The sequence below is a fragment of the Methylohalomonas lacus genome, assembly GCF_024808875.1.
GTDB lineage: Bacteria > Pseudomonadota > Gammaproteobacteria > Methylohalomonadales > Methylohalomonadaceae > Methylohalomonas > Methylohalomonas lacus.
Genome location: NZ_JANUCT010000012.1, coordinates 41,346 through 58,226, shown reverse-complemented (window position 1 = coordinate 58,226; position 16,881 = coordinate 41,346). Strand labels below are relative to the sequence as shown.

At 56.5% G+C, this 16,881-nt stretch carries 14 protein-coding genes; 8 read left to right on the top strand and 6 right to left on the bottom strand.

Annotated elements, in window-relative coordinates; translation table 11 throughout:
- Positions 1–91: 91 nt before the first annotated feature.
- The gene (locus J2T55_RS09225; RefSeq protein WP_259055808.1) at positions 92–808 is read right to left on the bottom strand and encodes a ferredoxin reductase domain-containing protein; all 717 of its coding nucleotides are present in this window, start codon (positions 806–808) and stop codon (positions 92–94) included.
- Positions 809–827: 19 nt separating this feature from the next.
- Complete coding sequence (locus J2T55_RS09220) at positions 828–1,964, bottom strand: aminomethyltransferase family protein (RefSeq protein ID WP_259055807.1); 1,137 nt, start codon at positions 1,962–1,964, stop codon at positions 828–830.
- Positions 1,965–2,398: 434 nt separating this feature from the next.
- On the opposite strand from J2T55_RS09220, the gene J2T55_RS09215 reads away from it, so the two are divergent.
- The 4 genes from J2T55_RS09215 to J2T55_RS09200 are packed head-to-tail and all read left to right on the top strand — an operon-like array spanning position 2,399 to position 7,603.
- Positions 2,399–3,640 carry an FAD-dependent oxidoreductase gene (locus J2T55_RS09215; protein WP_259055806.1) on the top strand — a complete coding sequence of 414 codons (1,242 nt, stop codon included), beginning with the start codon at positions 2,399–2,401 and terminating at the stop codon, positions 3,638–3,640.
- Positions 3,641–3,658: 18 nt separating this feature from the next.
- On the top strand, positions 3,659–3,955 hold the full coding sequence (locus tag J2T55_RS09210) for a sarcosine oxidase subunit delta (protein WP_259055805.1): 297 nt from the start codon (positions 3,659–3,661) through the stop codon (positions 3,953–3,955).
- Entirely contained in the window at positions 3,955–6,885 is a 2,931-nt protein-coding gene (locus tag J2T55_RS09205) for a 2Fe-2S iron-sulfur cluster-binding protein (RefSeq protein WP_259055804.1), read from the top strand. Before J2T55_RS09210 ends, J2T55_RS09205 begins: the two co-directional genes overlap by 1 nt.
- Before the next feature lie 4 nt (positions 6,886–6,889).
- A complete protein-coding gene (locus J2T55_RS09200) occupies positions 6,890–7,603 on the top strand; it encodes a sarcosine oxidase (protein ID WP_259055803.1) in 714 nt (237 codons plus the stop codon).
- 29 nt (positions 7,604–7,632) lie between these two features.
- Here the strand turns inward: J2T55_RS09200 and J2T55_RS09195 are convergent, their stop codons facing one another.
- Together J2T55_RS09195 and J2T55_RS09190 are read right to left on the bottom strand one after the other, a co-directional pair.
- Positions 7,633–8,538, bottom strand: coding sequence for a GIY-YIG nuclease family protein (locus J2T55_RS09195; RefSeq protein WP_259055802.1), 906 nt, complete (start codon positions 8,536–8,538; stop codon positions 7,633–7,635).
- A gap of 238 nt (positions 8,539–8,776) precedes the next feature.
- Entirely contained in the window at positions 8,777–9,658 is an 882-nt protein-coding gene (locus J2T55_RS09190) for an alpha/beta fold hydrolase (RefSeq protein WP_259055801.1), read from the bottom strand.
- A gap of 287 nt (positions 9,659–9,945) precedes the next feature.
- Between J2T55_RS09190 and J2T55_RS09185 the strand changes: the two genes are divergently transcribed.
- Positions 9,946–10,287: a hypothetical protein gene (locus tag J2T55_RS09185; RefSeq protein ID WP_259055800.1), complete on the top strand. Its 342-nt coding sequence runs from the start codon at positions 9,946–9,948 to the stop codon at positions 10,285–10,287.
- A 163-nt stretch (positions 10,288–10,450) separates the two neighbouring features.
- Positions 10,451–10,972 carry a GAF domain-containing protein gene (locus tag J2T55_RS09180; RefSeq protein WP_259055799.1) on the top strand — a complete coding sequence of 174 codons (522 nt, stop codon included), beginning with the start codon at positions 10,451–10,453 and terminating at the stop codon, positions 10,970–10,972.
- Between the two features lie 5 nt (positions 10,973–10,977).
- Here the strand turns inward: J2T55_RS09180 and J2T55_RS09175 are convergent, their stop codons facing one another.
- Complete coding sequence (locus J2T55_RS09175) at positions 10,978–11,466, bottom strand: hypothetical protein (protein WP_259055798.1); 489 nt, start codon at positions 11,464–11,466, stop codon at positions 10,978–10,980.
- Between the two features lie 258 nt (positions 11,467–11,724).
- On the opposite strand from J2T55_RS09175, the gene J2T55_RS09170 reads away from it, so the two are divergent.
- The gene (locus J2T55_RS09170) at positions 11,725–12,465 is read left to right on the top strand and encodes an SDR family NAD(P)-dependent oxidoreductase (protein WP_259055797.1); all 741 of its coding nucleotides are present in this window, start codon (positions 11,725–11,727) and stop codon (positions 12,463–12,465) included.
- Between the two features lie 392 nt (positions 12,466–12,857).
- Here J2T55_RS09170 and putA read toward each other — a convergent pair whose 3' ends face one another.
- Complete coding sequence (gene putA, locus J2T55_RS09165; protein ID WP_259055796.1) at positions 12,858–16,028, bottom strand: bifunctional proline dehydrogenase/L-glutamate gamma-semialdehyde dehydrogenase PutA; 3,171 nt, start codon at positions 16,026–16,028, stop codon at positions 12,858–12,860.
- Positions 16,029–16,415: 387 nt separating this feature from the next.
- On the opposite strand from putA, the gene J2T55_RS09160 reads away from it, so the two are divergent.
- Positions 16,416–16,832, top strand: coding sequence for a universal stress protein (locus J2T55_RS09160; RefSeq protein WP_259055795.1), 417 nt, complete (start codon positions 16,416–16,418; stop codon positions 16,830–16,832).
- The last annotated feature ends 49 nt before the right edge of the window (positions 16,833–16,881 follow it).

Sequence of the window (16,881 nt, the reverse complement as noted above, 5' to 3'; positions counted from 1 at the left end):
ATAGCAACTTAGCTAAATGCTCAGCTTTATGATTTTCAGATATTCAAACTCAGGCAAACATACCTAATGTACTTTAACCTTATTGAATAAATTACATGGTTGAAGCTTCAACCTCCGCAGGATTGTCCGGTAATGCGTATCTGTCCCAATTGATTTTGTCTTCCGTCCAGCCAAGCTCAAGTGCGGCATGATAAACAGCAGTAATAAGACTTGTGGGCCCTGCCACGTAAACCGGCTTGCTCCTATCCTTTCCTTTTAGAACCGCCTTGACCTTGAAGGCGGGATTCTCAGGAAACACAATCAGATCTATATCGATATGACTGCTTAAATTTCCATCAATAATCGAAGAACCGTCGCTTTCACTGTTTACGATATGAAAAAGCTGATATTGCTTGCTAACAATATCAACCGTGTTGAAATGTGACAGAAAAGCAGTCACCCCTGAGCCGCCTGCAATAAAATAGGCGACTTCATTATCATCAAATGTCATACCGCATCTAGGCATTGAAATATCAAGCCTGTCACCCAGCCGGGCTTTCCTGATCAGCCAGGAATTCTTGCTCGTATGGTCATCCTGATTATCAACCACAACTAGTTGATAATGACTGGCATCCCTGGCATCACTTGTTATGCTGAATGGCCTTGGCTCATCGCCCGGTCGCGCAGGAATACTGACCTCAATATTCGAACCCGGAGAGAACTCGGGCAAACGGTCGTGTTCGCCTGATATAAGGCTGATTTTATTGGCCTTTTCGGACAAGGCCTCCATATCAGATATCGCCGCTTTGATTACCGGATCAGAGCGCATGGCGACCAGATGACCTGTATCATTTCCCTTGCTGCCGTAGTCTTAACGGATCGTAAAATGGTGGTTTTGAAACCCGTGCCTTACAGGTGAAATCATCGCTTTGTACATCTACTGCTGTGCCCGGTTCGGCATAATCCGGCTTCAAATGCACCAGCGCCAATGACTGCATCAGGTAGCGGCTATAAGCCGGTGTCGTAACCACACCTACTTCCTTGCCATCAGCTACAAGCTTGGCTCCTTCAGCCACTGCTTTATCACTGTCACAGATGATCCCGGTCTGGAAGAAACGCGGCTTGTTCTGCTTTTCCTGCAAGGCTTTTTTGCCCCTGAATTCATCACGTTCAATATCCACATCCCAGGACTTTGTCTGGAAATCCACAGCCCAGGACATACCCAGTTCCCACGGCGTGGTGTCACCTTCTGGCATATCGAACGGGTAAAAAAGCAGGCCGGCTTCTACTCGACACAGATCCAGGCAAGTAAAGGAACAGGGCATAATCCCGAACTCGGCACCTTCATCGAGGATGGTATCCCACAGATCCGGGGCATCCTCAGATGAACAGAAGATTTCATAGCCGCGCTCATGCGAATAGCCTGCCCTGGATATCAGCACATCCCTGCCGAACAACTGGGTTTTCCTATGATGAAAATAAGGCAGTTCAGCCAGTTCCATTTTTACGTAAGGTGACAGCAGATCCAGCGACTTAGGACCCTGTACCGACAAGACATGTACATCCTTGTCACGGCTGATCTGCACATTTTTGCCCTTGGCATATTCAGCCAGACGCTCTTCGGCATCGCCATCTCCATGCGTAGCGCGGTATTCATCCTCTGCATCCCTGTAAACCAGGAAATCATCCGAAATTGCGCCATTCTCATCACACAGACAACCCAGTTTCGACTGACCGGGTTTCAGCACTGACATATCGGCGGCCTGCATTGCATTAAGAACTTCCAATGCATCAGGACCACTGATATTGATTACCTGCAGACAAGTAACATCCCATAGCCCCACACGGGTGCGCACCGCAACATGCTCATCATCCGGATCCGTGTTATACAGCCAGGGAACCCCCATATTCCACAGCGGTTCTTCAAAAGTGGCACCAAGCTCCTTGTGTCTGCTGTATAGTGCATTGGGTCTTAATTCACTCATTAACCGACTCCCCGAAACTGTAAATCTATTCTTTGAAATTACTGCCATAAACAGCTATGACATTCGGCAATAATCGAGATGCATAACTACAAATCTGATTTTGACCAATAATGTACTTGCCGATAAATACCGTCAATCGCTCCTAAGACATACCACCTATTGAGTAAGATGATGTGTGACAGGGATTCATAACTACCTGAAAAACATCGTGGCATAGTGTTTCAATCAGCAACTGTGCATAAATACCCCGTAGGTGGTAATCCTGAGGGACAATTGACACTCATCCTGATCATTCTGAATCATCGTGATTATTAAATTTGGTCAAACCAAATGGTCGATACTGTCCTTTATATAACGGTCCATTAACGGTCAGCATAAGTCGTATCGATCAGATTGTTTGCAGGCCACCTAAGCCCAATAGCCAGGAGCCATGTATGCCTTGGGGATTACTCAAATACGGCTTTTCCAAAAAATATCCAGCACGGCAAGACATTCCTCCAAACAAGGAACTGAAAAACAGTTACGACGTAATCATTATCGGCGGTGGCGGCCATGGCGCAGCAATCGCTTACCATCTTGCCCGTTACCACGGCATAACCAATGTTGCAGTTCTGGATAAGGGCTACATAGGTGGTGGCAATACAGCCCGCAATACGGCAGTTATTCGATCGAACTACATAACACCGGAATCTGTTGATTTTTACAAAGAATCAGTGGAACTTTACAAGCAGCTGTCCAATGAGCTTGGCTACAACATGCTCTATTCACAACGCGGCCAGCTCACACTTGCGCATTCAGATGCAAGCATGCGCACCTTTCGACTCCGTGCCGAGGTCAACAAGCAATGCGGCGTGCGATCGGAGATGGTGGACAGGGAACAGATTCGTGAACTGGTCCCCTGTCTCAACCTGGACAAGAATGCCAGATACCCGATTATTGGCGGCCTCTGGCATAAAGATGGGGGAACGGCACGGCATGACTCCGTAGCATGGGGCTATGCCATGCGTGCCTCACAGCTGGGTGTTGAGTTTCACCAACGTACTGAAGTGACTGATATCAAGCAGTCAAACGGCAGGGTGACCGGTGTAGTTACAAATCGTGGCACAGTAAACTGCAAGGATGTGGTTCAGGCCGTGGCTGGTATGAGCACGATAGTAGCCAAAATGGCTGGAATCCAGTTGCCTATCAGAACTTTCCCTCTGCAGGCCATGGTCACCCAGCCATTGAAGCCTTTTGTTGACCCTCTTGTCAGTTCTGCCGCCCTGCACTGCTATATCTCGCAGACTGCTCGTGGCGAAATTGTCATAGGTGGCGGTTCCGATCCCTATGAACTCTATTCCACTCGTTCGTCACTGGATCTCAAGGAAGGTCTCATAGGTCATCTGCTCGAGATGTTCCCATTTCTGAGCGAAGTAAAGCTGCTACGGCAGTGGACCGGCATGACCGACATGACACCTGATTACAGCCCCATCATGGGTGAGACTCCGCTTCAGAATTACTGGATCGATGGAGGCTGGGGTACCTGGGGCTTCAAGGCGACACCGATTGCAGGCAAACGTATGGCTGAAACCGTCGCCAGGGGCAGGGCCCCGGACCAGATCAGGCCGTTCAGCCTCTCCCGGTTCAGAACCTATCACCTGTCCAATGAAGCTGGTGCTACGGCAGCTAGCCATTAATCCAGCAGGAGTGATTGCATGAAGATTATGCACTGTCCCTTGAATGGCCCCCGCAATATCTCTGAATTCGCACCCGGTGGCGAGGTAACCCGTATGCCGGAACCTTCATTGACCAGCGATGAAGCGTGGGCCGACTATATATGGATGCACAACAACCATGCAGGTGTTGTCACTGAATGGTGGTGTCACGTCCCCACTTCATACTGGTTTATAGCTGAAAGAAACACCATCACTGATGAAATCATACGAACATACCCCGCCAGCCAACTCTATACCGAGCGCATGAATTTTGAGCAGAACGCGGAGAACAAATAATGACTGGCGCGGAGAACTACAGGATCACAGACAGGCCGGACGGGCAACGCACTGGCCTTCTTGTTGATTCTGAAAGAAAAATTGAATTCCATTTCGAAGGACATAAATATCAGGGACTCGCAGGAGACACCATTGCCAGCGCCCTGGCCGCCAACGGTGTCTGGCTATTAGGTCGTTCGTTCAAGTATCACAGGCCCAGAGGTGTGCGTTCCATGGCTGGTCTGGAAGCAGACCCGATGGTACAGCTTGAACATGAGCCCAATGTTCAGGCTGATCGTCACCCCATATCCCAGGGCCTGAAGGTCTATGGCCAGCATTATAGTGGCAGTCTGAAACATGACCGCCAGTCATTCATGGGCTTGTTGAGCAAATTCATGCCCGTGGGGTTCTATTACAAGGCCTTTTATCGGCCGCAGGGTATCTGGCAGAAGTTCTGGGAACCGATAGTCAGACGCAGTGCCGGCCTTGGCAAGGTCAACCTTGAGACGCCCCATTTTTATTATGATAAAAAATACGAATTTTATGATCTCGTTGTTGTCGGTGCCGGGCCGGCTGGTCTGGCAGCAGCAATACAGGCTGCCGAATCAGGCGCCCAGGTTCTGCTTGTAGAACAGGATGTCATTATCGGCGGCTCGCTTAACTATTACCGATTCAACGCAGACAACTCTGATTCTGAAAAACTGCGTAACGAACTGGTTGAAAAGATTGAAGCACTGTCAAATATCACAGCCAGAACCAGTGCCTATTGCAACGCCTGGTTTGCCGATAACTGGTTGCCGGTTATCCAGGACAACCGGATGTACAAGGTGCGCGCTGATGAGGTGATTCTAGCCACGGGATCAATGGAACAACCGGCGATATTCCGTAACAATGACCTGCCCGGAGTTATGCTTGGTTCCGGCGCCCAGCGAATGGTCAATCTGTTTGGCGTCAAACCGGGCAATCGGGCCGTCATCCTGACAGCCAATTCTCATGGTTACAGCAGTGCTATTGACCTGCTGGATGCGGGAACGGATGTCGCAGCAATCGTGGATATGCGCCATGACATTCCGGATAGTGACCTGGTCATAGCGGCCAAAAACAAACGTATCCGTATTGAAACGGGCAGTACTATCCAGGAAGCGGTAGCCGGCAACAGACATGTCAGCGGCGCACGCATAGCGAAGATTACCGGCCAGGGCACCTGTGAAAGCAGCAGCTCGCATATAGACTGCGATCTTATATGTATGAGCACCGGGTTTACACCAGCCTATCAACTGGCATTACAGGCTGGTGGCAAGCTCAACTACGATGACGAAAATGCAATTTTCGATATTACCGGCCTCCCTGAACACCTGCACCTGGCCGGTTCGGTAGCAGGCCTGTATGACCTGGATGCCGTGTTCAAAAGTGGCCAGCAGGCAGCCTGGCGAGCCTGCAATAACCTGTCACTCCAGAGTGGCGATGAACCACAATTACCTGCCCATACAGGACAGCAGGGCATCAATCATCCCTGGCCAATTTTTCCGCATGAAAAGAGCAAGGAATTCGTTGATCTGGATGAAGATTTACATTATTCGGATATCGTCAATGCCTGCGCGGATGGCTATGCCGAGCTTGAACTGGTCAAACGCTATTCAACTGTAGGCATGGGCCCGTCGCAGGGCCGGCATTCCGCCCTGGCAACGGCCCGTATTGTCTCCAGGGAAACCAACCGGAGTGTATCGGAAACCGGTGTCACAACGGCGCGCCCGCCTCTGGCAGCGGAAAAACTGGGTGTTCTGGCAGGCCGTTCCTTTGAACCGGAACGTTTTACTGCCATTCATCACCGTCATATCGAGGCGGGTGCGACCATGATGAACGTAGGCCTGTGGTGGCGCCCGGCCTACTACGGCAGGAGTGAGGAACGCGAACAATGCATCAGCAACGAGGCTATGGCGATCCGCAACAACGTCGGTCTGATCGATGTCTCCACCCTCGGTAAAATTCAGATTCGCGGCCAGGATGCGGCAGAGTTCCTCAACCGCATGTACACTTTTGCCTACCTGAAACAGCCAACCGGTCGCGCCCGCTACCTGCTCATGACCAACGACGCCGGCACCATCATCGACGATGGTGTGGCCGTTCGCATCACCGACAACAATTTCTACATCACCGCCACTACCGGCGGTGTCGATAATGTCTATCGATCCATGCTCTGGTGGAACGCCCAGTGGCGCCTGGATGTGGATATTACCAATGTCACAGCCGCCTACGCCGGCGTCAATATTGCCGGTCCGAATTCCCGGACCGTCCTGGAAAAACTCTGTCAGGACGTGGATTTGTCTGCAGAAGCATTTCCGGGAAACGAGGCCCGTATTGGGACTGTCGCGGGTATCCCCGCACAGCTGATCCGTGTCGCATTCGTCGGTGAACTGGGGTACGAAGTTCACGTTCCGGCCTCCCAGGGTGAAGCACTCTGGGACGCCCTGATTGAAGCCGGCGAGGAATATGATATCAAGCTGGTCGGCGTTGAGGCTCAGCGAAACCTGCGCCTGGAAAAAGGTCATATTATTGTCGGTCAGGATACGGATGCCATGACCTATCCCGAGGAATGCGGGATGGGCTGGGCTGTCAAGTACAACAAACCATTCTTCGTGGGCAAACGCTCACTGGAAATCAGGAACAAGCATCCGTCCAGGCGTCGCCTCGTCGGTTTTGAAATCAAGGATAAATCAGAAGAAGTACCTCAGGAATCCAATATCGTGCTGCATGGTAACGTGGTCACTGGTCACGTTACTTCCGTGGCCCGTTCACCGACACTGGAAAAGATTATCGGCATGGCTTATGCCCGCACCGAAAATGAACCGGGCGACAGAATCACCATTAAGCTCAGCAATGGCCAGACTGTGAATGCAGATGTGATTGAGATGCCATTCTACGATCCGGAAAACAAACGCCAGGAGATGTAATCGCATGTCAGCAAATCCTGCCAAACCTACTGATTTTGCCTGCCGCCCCTTCCATTACCCGGCGCTGGAAGCCGATGGCGCGTATTTTGAATCCCTGGGTGAATCAGTCATAGCTGCCAGTTTTGATGAAAACATCGAATCCGAATGCAAGCAAGCGGCCAACCTGGGACTGGCTGATCTGTCACCGTTGCCGCGGACCGGTTTCAAGGGCAAGCAGGCAATCAACTGGCTAAGCGATACAGGTCTCAGCATTGGCGAGGAAAACAATTATTCCTGGCTCCAGACCGACCAGACACTCATTGCCAGGCTTGCGGACACCGAGGCGCTTGTCCTATCCGATCTCAATGCGCGATCGGATTTATGTCGGCGTCTTGAGAAACAGAATGCCGAGCAGATGCCAGAACAGTGTTACCACGTACCCAGGCAGGATAGCTCGGCGTGGTTCATTGTTACCGGAAAACATGCCGATATCATGTTTGCCAAACTATGCGCCGTCGACATGCGCCTGTCGAGGTTCAAGTCAGGCAGTATTGCCCAGACATCAATGGCACGCATGAATGCCATCGCCATCAGACATGACCTGGGCGAAATACCGGCTTTTCATATATTGTTCGATAGTGCTTCCGCAGACTATCTCTGGCGCATGCTCAAGGACGCCATGTCAGAATTTTCCGGAAAACCGGTCGGCTATAATGCCATCTGTCACTTGGCACAGTAATGGCACACGCTCATTGACTGATGCGATTGCTAGTTGATTGGATCAACTTCAACGACATCGTAGTGATTTTGGATCGCGGTATCACCAGCGTGTAGGAACTTGAGTAACAGGTGGTAGGTATCCAGGTCGAACCTGTGGGACTGTTTTTGTGCCCACAATTGTCCCAGTTCTGATTTCGTCCTGACGGTACCAAGGTAGCCCCATTGCCAAAGCAGGTGCCAATCCGTATGTGCGGGATCGTCATTGGAAATTTCCACCACGGCGACGGGCCCGTCATAGGGCCAGACGAGCAATTGGTATTCTGCCAGTGCACTCAGCAGGCGTTCATTATGTGCCGCGGCTGACTCCCGATCGATGCAGGCGCCACGGCAATGGCCCAGCTGCGCGCCGAAGCAACGCCCGCCACCTCGCTCCAGCCCCAGACGCTTTGGGCACAGGCCCTGGGCCTTGCTGATGGCGCGTAACTGCAGCTGGGCCTGGCGTCTGTTGCGGCAGGCCCAGTAGGTTGTTTCACGGATCCGGCCGCCCTCGAGCATGATAATCTGCGGCTGCAGGAAACCATCCGCGGCCGTTGACAGTCGCAACGTCCATAGCTGCCGCGAACGACGCTGGCGCTGGTTGTACAGTGGCCGGCGCGTCTTGATTTCATGGTTCTCGAGCAGCAGCGCGCCCAGCTCGCCGGCAGTTTCTGTGTGGTCGATATGATACGTCTGCATGGCCAGCCGACCCTCACGGGGATCGCTAAAACGCGCGGCGTAATGCGACTGGACACGTTCGCGGATATTGATGCTTTTGCCCACGTACAGCAGGGCGCCTTGTTCGCCATAGCAGCGATAGACGCCCGGCCCTGCGGGCAACGAGCGTACCCCGGTGTAGGCCGGCAAGCGTTCGATCTGCAAGCGCTCGCCGGGGATCGGTATCCCTGTCTTATTCATGAATCTGTTCTTCACCTGCCTGTCTTAAACATGTCCGGGAATGGTTCCGCATCATGCCATGAACGCATATCATGGATATGATCGCAGACCACGATAATAGTTGCAGCCGCAAAGCATGTTCATGATGGTACGCAGTCATACGTGGAGAAAGATGCCGCCTTGTATGCGGCATGGTAGTAATGAACTCAGCTGCAACTGGTTCTAGATGCCACAGGAACAAACGGCGACGGTCTGGTGTTCAATAACAGTCCAGGAAATCCAGCAGTTTTCCGGCGGTGGCTGTCGGCGCCGTATCAACAAAGAAGTGTCCTCCCGGTAGCGCGGCGATCTCGAGTTTCTCGCAGTGCGGCCGCCAGGTGCCGGCAATGTCGAAGCAGTCATTCATGACACCGTCCTCACCATAGAGTAACAGCATGGGTGTGGTGATACGCTCATCAAGAGCGGCCTGATCGTGCTCCACATCAATTGTCGCTGCGGCCCGGTAGTCGTCACACGCGCCCTGGATCATGGCCGGATCGCGCCAGCAACGACGGTACTCGGCCAGCTGTTCCGGATTGAAGGCATCGAGACCGGTTCGACCCCAGCCGCACAGGCAGTATTCGAAAAAGGCATCCGGATCGAGTCCGATCATGTGTTCAGGTAACGGGCTTGGCTGGGCCAGAAAGGACCAGTGCCAGTAGAGCGTGGCCAGCTGCTTGTCCATGGCCCACCACATCATCCAGGTCGGCACGATGTCCATCACGGTGAGACTGATCAGTCGATCGGGCTGATCCTGTGCCAGCCGATAACCCACCCGGCCGCCGCGATCATGGCCAACCAGATGAAAACGTTCATAACCCAGCGTCTGCATCAGCGCAACGTTGTCCGTCGCCATGGTACGGAAGGAATAGGTTTGCGGGTCGCCATCCGCATCCGGTTTGCTGCTATCGCCGTAGCCACGCAGATCAGCGCATACCACCGTGTAGTGTTCTGCCAGTTGAGGTGCAACACGCGCCCATGTGGCCAGGTTTTGCGGGAAGCCGTGCAGCAACAGCACGGCCGGTCCCGAACCGCCTACCATGCAGCGTATGCTGACGCCCTCGGCTACCGGAATGTCATGACGGGTAAACTGTTCAAACACACTCCCTCCTGTCCCCAACGGCAGTAATGCGGCAAGTACACAATAGTGTCTCGCACTCGTAGCCTGCCTCTATTATTTTTATTGGCGACGCCCGTTGCGAAAATGGGCTATCGTGCATGCACCGTCACCTGTTTTTATCTTTCGTTAACTCAGGTGTCATGCAATCCTAGGGTACAGACCATAGCCTACTCGTCTTCAGCGATGGTTTAAACGGTCGATCCGGTCGTGAACCGGACCAGTTTATATACTAGACTTTGTATAGCGACCACCTGATTCCGGAGGCAATGATGAAAGACACACCGGTACTGACGGGTATTACGCTCTATCATGCGATCCGTGCACTGTATCCCCATCCCAGTCGCCGTGTCGGCCCGGAAAATTACTGTGTCGGCGGGGCGTTGCTGAAATTCTACGAGTCCGTTCATGGTCCTGCCTTCCCGGCGCAGGGCATGCTGATCAATCTGCTGCAACGCGGCAACCCGGAGCTCAGCGAACTGTGGGCATTCTTCTACGCCGGCAATATCATGCGCCGCAACGATCAGGGCGACTACGAAGGGGCCTGGAAGCAACTGCGCCAGGCGCTGACGCATGACACAGAGGCCGACCAGGGCGAAGTCACCAGGAACTGATAACCCGCTGACAAATCAGCTGGATCACCGTTCCTGCCGCAGTTCCGCCAGCGACAGGATGATGTCGCGATGCAACAATAATTGCAGCCGGTACAGAGAAGTCCTATTGTTAACTGACGACTCCATGTGAACGGTTGCCCCAAGGCAGCCAGGAAGGTTAGAGATGACAACCTTCGGCCATGCCACTGAGCGCCAAAGGCTCAGCGAACTTGCCTCCTACGGCATTATGGACACCGCCCCCGAGGCAAATTTTGACCGGATTACCGAACTTGCCGCAATGATTGCCGGTACACCCATCGCCCTTATCTCGCTTGTGGATGAAAAGCGGCAATGGTTCAAGGCCAAGGTCGGTATCGATATCTGTGAAACGAGGCGATCGGTCGCCTTCTGTGAACACACCATCATGCAGCAGGCGCCGTTGCAGGTTTCAGACGCCCGTCAGCATCCGCTGTTCAAGGACAACCCGCTGGTCGTTGATGAACCGTTCATTCGTTTCTATTATGGCGTACCGTTGAGAACGTCGCGCGGTTATAACCTTGGCAGTCTGTGCGTCATCGATCGTACCAGTCACCAGTTGAGTACCAAGCAAAAGACCTGTCTCAACCATCTGGCCGAACTGACGGTGCTGATGCTGGAAGACCGCCGCGCGCTGCTACAGATTGGTGATCGGCGCCGGGCGCTTTAAGTCGCCTATTCAGCCGGTTCGCCGTGCTTGTCCGCCAGCGTCCAGCCCTCGTCCGTGCGGATATAGGTCAGCGCCATGCGGCTCCTGTGCTCGTAACCGGGCTGGTGAAAATGCATCATCAACTCCGGGTTGAGCGGATCGTCCTGACGTATTTTCTTGCGCTCGTCGGCAGGTAACTGCTTTTCAGTACGCGTGAAGGTAACGGCAAAATCATAGCGACAGCGATCGTCCGTGCAGTCCGCCTGACCAATCGGCCTGAACTCGTATTCAAGAACGCCGAGCGACGTCTTCTCATCCAGCTCGGCCGCCAGTGCTTCGCCGGCCTCGTTCATTGACGGTGCACCCTCCGGAAGCACGACCTCCTCCGTCGCCGACTCGGCAACCGTATCCGCCGTCTGACGGCTGTCCGAATCATCATCACCGCAAGCTGCCAGCGTCAGTAACACCAGCGTTATGCCCAGCCCTGACGCCCGGCTCCAGGTACTCTGCATCATCTCTTCCCCCAACAACCTGATTATTCTTATAGTAATGCTGCACCGCAGCGACTTGCATTGTCACGATGCGTAAATGATAAGCGCAACCGCTGGACCAGAGGAAGTCCGCGGACCGGTTATTTGGACGCGGTGCACACTTTCACAGAACCGGCGCTTGTCATGAAACAATAACAAATCAGTCGCTATCGCGGGCAAACGTCGACAACTGGCGCGTGTCATACCAGAACGATTCAATCACACCATCTCCAGGGAGGCATTATGGAACTACAGGGCAAAACCGCCATTGTGACCGGCGCCAGCCGCGGCATCGGCGCGGCGATCGCCAAACGGCTGGCCGCCGACGGTGCCCACGTCGCGGTCAACTACGGCAGCTCAGCGGCAGATGCCGAAGCCGTCGTCGACGACATTCAGTCGGCCGGCGGCAAGGCCTTCAGCGTGCAGGCCGACATGAGCAGCAGCGAAGGCGTGCGCGATCTGTTCGCCGCCACCGACAGGCAGTTTGCCGGCAAGCTCGACATCCTGGTCAACAATGCCGGTTATTTCGCCCTGGGCGAACTCGGTGACAGCAGTGATGAAGATTTCGACAAGACCGTGGATCTCAACATACGCGCCGTGTTTCTCGCCGCCCGCGAGGGTCTGGGCCGTATGCAAAGCGGCGGGCGCATCATCAATATCGGCAGCATATTCGGCGAGCGCATGCCGTTGCCCGGCGTCGGCATTTATACCATGAGCAAGTTTGCGGTGGCCGGCTTCACCCGCGCCTGGGCACGTGACCTCGGTCCGAAAGGGATTACCGTCAACTGCATTCAGCCGGGTCCCATCGACACCGCCCTGAACCCGGCCGACGGCGAGTTCGCCCCGGCTATCACGCCGCTAACCGCGCTCGGCCGCTACGGCGAAACCGGCGAAGTCGCCGAGCTGGTCGCATTCGTCGCCTCACCACGCGCGAGTTACATGACCGGCGCCTGCCTCAATGTCGACGGCGGTGTGAATGCCTGATCGGTTAACCGGTTAATTGGTGACTGGTAATTAGTGATTGGCCAGGCCTGCCTTTGTGGGAGCAGATCACATTCCGCGAACCTATTGGTGCATGTTTCGCCGACTGAAGTCAGCTCCTGCAGGTGGATGGTTTTTTGATGATAGCCAAATCCGGGTACCTGGGGAACGCATCAACCGACAGCGCGCACGCCACCTTCTCCCTTCCCCCTTGATGGGGGAAGCAAGAGCCTGTCCCGGCATGCAGTAAGCCGGGAATGGGGGTGAGTTAAACAGCCTCGATAATTCAATCACCCCCACCCTGGCCCTCCCCCATCAAAGGGAGAGGGAATGAAATGTAACTTGCGGGAGCGGCGAGCCGCCGCGAAGCAAGCTCTACGCTGTCGACGATCTTTTCAATCCTCGTCGATCGTATAAAGCGAGGCGTTGCCGCCGATCGCGGCGGTGTTGACGGTGAAGGTGCGCTCGACCGCGAAACGCAGCAGGTAGTTGGGGCCGCCGGCCTTGAAGCCGGTGCCGGACAGCCTCTCGCCGCCGAAGGGTTGCACGCCGACGACCGAGCCGATCATGTCGCGGTTGACGTAGAGGTTGCCGACCCGGGCGCGATTGCGGATGTATGCGGCGGTTTCCTCGACGCGCGAGTGAATCCCGAGGGTCAGACCGTAGCCGCTGTTGTTGATCGCGTCGATGACGCTGCCGAGCTGATCGGCCCGGTAGCGGATGACATGCAGGATCGGGCCGAAGACTTCACCGGGTAATTGATCCAAACGCTCGATCTCGTAGGCGCACGGGGCAAAGAAGTGACCGTCGTCGAGATCCTCCGGCAGCGCCAGTTCCTGGATGACCCGCGCCTCATTGCGCATACGCGCGGCATGCTGCTCGAGCATCTGCCGGGCCGACGCGTCGATGACCGGGCCGACGTCGGTGGCCAGCAGGGCCGGGTCGCCGATGCTCAGTTCGCGCATGGCGCCGGCAAGCAGCTCCAGCAGTCGCGGTGCGATTGCCTCCTGCACGAACAGCACGCGCAATGCCGAGCAGCGCTGGCCGGCACTGTTGAATGCCGAGCGGGTGACGTCGCGCACAACCTGCTCCGCCAGTGCCGAGCTGTCGGCGATCATCGCGTTGACGCCGCCGGTCTCGGCGACCAATGGAATGATGGGACCGTCGCGCCTGGCCAGCGCCCGGTTGATGGCGCAGGCCGTTTCAATCGAACCGGTAAAGGCGACGCCGTCAATGCGCGGATCGTTGACCAGCGATTCGCCGACCGCGCCGTCGCCCGGCAACAGCTGCAGTACTGCTTCCGGTATGCCGGCGGCACGAAACAGCCGGACGGCACGGGCGGCGGTCAGCGGCGTCTGCTCGGCGGGCTTGGCGACGACCGTGTTGCCGGCGGCGAGTGCGGCGGCCACCTGGCCGGTAAAAATGGCCAGCGGGAAGTTCCACGGGCTGATGCAGGCAAAAACGCCACGGCCCTGCAGGGCCAGTTCGTTCGACTCGCCGGTCGGCCCGGGCAGTAGCCGCGGCACGGCAAAGTGCCGTTCAGCCTGCACGGCATAATAGCGACAGAAGTCGATCGCCTCGCGTACCTCGGCCAGCGCGTCCGGCAGCGTGCGGCCGCCCTCGCTCACAATGAGCGCCATGAGTCCGGCACGCTCGGCCTCAAGCCGATCAGCGGCGGCGCGCAACAAGGCGGCCCGTGCCGCACCGCCGCGGGCGTTCCAGTCCGGCGCCGCGGCGGCCGCGGTCTGCAGCGCCGCCTCGACTGCCGCGCCGTCGGCGTCACGCACGTAACCGATAACCCGTCTGGAGTCACCCGGATCGGTAACCGGCCGCCGGTCGTTTTCTCCCGGAACATCGGCAGTTGCTTCAGCAGGCTCGGCCGCCCGATCGGCGAGCTCGATGCCAAGTTCGGCGACAACCAGCGGATCGCTCAGGTCCGGACCGTGGGAATTGGGACGCGCCTCGCCGTAGAGATCGCGTGGCAGCGGGATCCGCGGGTGCGGCTGGCCAGCACTCTTGCGGGTGGCCTGCAGCGGGTCGAAGACGACCTCTTCCACCGGCAGGTCGTCCTCGACGGCGCGATTGACGAACGAGCTGTTGGCACCGTTTTCCAGCAACCGCCGCACCAGATACGGCAGCAGCGCCTCGTGACCACCGACCGGTGCGTAGACGCGGCAACCGGGTATCGCCTGGCTGTCCATCAGGTCCTGGTACAGCGCATCACCCATGCCGTGCAGGCGCTGGAACTCGTAATCGGCCGTACCGGCCTGCTCAAGGATCCAGGCCACGGTGTAGGCGTTGTGGGTGGCAAACTGCGGCAGAAACGCCGCGTCGTAATCGAGCAGGCGCCGGGCGCAGGCCAGGTAGGCGACGTCGGTGTGCGGCTTGCGCGTGTAGACCGGGTAACCGTCGAGACCGAGTTCCTGGGCACGCTTGATCTCGGTATCCCAGTAGGCGCCCTTCACCAGGCGTAGCGGTATGCGCGTGGCATGGCGCTCGGCCTGCCCGGCAAACCAGTCGATTACCGCCGGCGCGCGTTTCTGGTAGGCCTGAACGGCCACGCCCAGCCCGTCCCAGCCGGCGAGATCGGCGGCGGCACGCAGCCGGGCAAAAACGTCCAGACTCGGCTCCAGGCGCTCGGCTTCCTCGGCGTCGATGGTCAGCGCGACGCCGGCCTGCCTGGCCCGGCGCGCCAGGTCGAGCACGCGTGGTACGAGTTCGTCATCGAGGCGGGCACGTTTGGCAAACGCGTAGCGCGGATGCAGCGCCGATAGTTTGACCGAGATGCCGGGGGCAGCGGCGCCGTCACCGAGATCGGCGCCCTGCCGAGCCAGTGCCTCGATGGCGGTACGATAGGCCTGCTGGTAGTACTCGACGTCGGCGTGACAGACCGCCGCCTCGCCGAGCATGTCGAACGAATAACGCCAGATGCGGTTGCCGCTTTCGGTGCCGCGGTCAATGGCTTCAGCGATCGTCCGACCCATGACGAACTGGCGCGCCATGATGCCCATCGCCTGGCGCAGGGCCGCGCGCACCAGCGGTTCGCCGCCGCGCGCAACCAGCCGCTGCAGCACCTTGGACGCCGAGCTGTCACGGTCGCTGCCGATGGCCACCATGCGGCCGGTCAGCAGCAGTCCCCAGGTACCGGCATTGACGAACAGCGATGAACTGTGGCCAAGGTGGCTATCCCAGTGGCCCCGGGCCAGCTTGTCGCGGATCAGGCGATCGGCGGTAGCCGTATCGGGTATGCGCAACAGCGCCTCGGCCAGGCACATGAGGATGACGCCCTCGTCCGAGGCGAGATCGTATTCGTGCAGAAACGCCTCGATGCCACCGGCGCTGTGCCGACGTGCTCGCATCGACTCGACCAGCCCGCAGGCGCGGCGGTAAATGCGGTCGGAGGTGTCGGCATCCAGCGCGATCGTCTCCTGAAAAGCCCGCACACAAGTCGCTTCATCAACGCGATAGTCATGGGCAATCCTGCTGCGCGATGGCGTCCGTTCGCAGCCGCCCTGCAGGCCGAATGGACGCGATTGTGGTTCACGCGCATGCCGGGCTTCAGCCATACTCACTGCCTCCTGCCAGTATCAGCTTGCCGGTCGGATGACCCTGACACTGACATTATCCATTTCACCACCAGTGGCAACGCATTTCCACAAGGGTTTCGATTCCTGCCGGGGACAACGATCGCGGCCGGGCGCCTCTAGTGACAGTAATCATGGATCGCGATCATGCCTCGACATGTATCCAACAAAACCTGAACAGAATGTGCGATCCCGGCTCCGTGCCATGATCGCGTCATTGGCGTGGGTTGGCAAAAAAGGGCCATGCTGCGTAGTATGAATTCAGTAATATGGCAATAAAGCATTGAATACCCACGGAACCGACTTCGCGCCGATTGATGGCGTTGGCAACGGACTCACGCAATTCGGGGTTAACCAAGGAGGCACAGCATGTTTGAAAGGATGATGGTGCCGGTCGATCTGGCCCATATCGAAACACTGAAACCTGCCCTGCAGGCAGCGTCGGACCTGGCGGCACACTACAGTTGTGAAGTCCATTACGTCAGTGTCACCGCAACCGTGCCGGGCAGCGTTGCCCGAACACCGGAAGAATACCAGCAGAAACTGGAAGCCTTCGCCCGGCAGCAGGGCGAGAGCCACGGTCAGCCGGTCAAGGCCCGGGCCATCACCAGTCCCGATCCCATCGCTGATCTCGATGATGTACTGACCCAGGCTATCGACGACATTGGCGCCGATCTGGTTGTCATGGCCACACACCTGCCCGCGCACCTCGATGCAGTCATGCCATCGCATGGCGGCAAGATCGCCACAAATACCACGGCATCCGTATTTCTGATCAGGCCGTAAGCAACCGGCTGTTATGCCAATAATATTTCAACGACATTCCGAGGAGTTC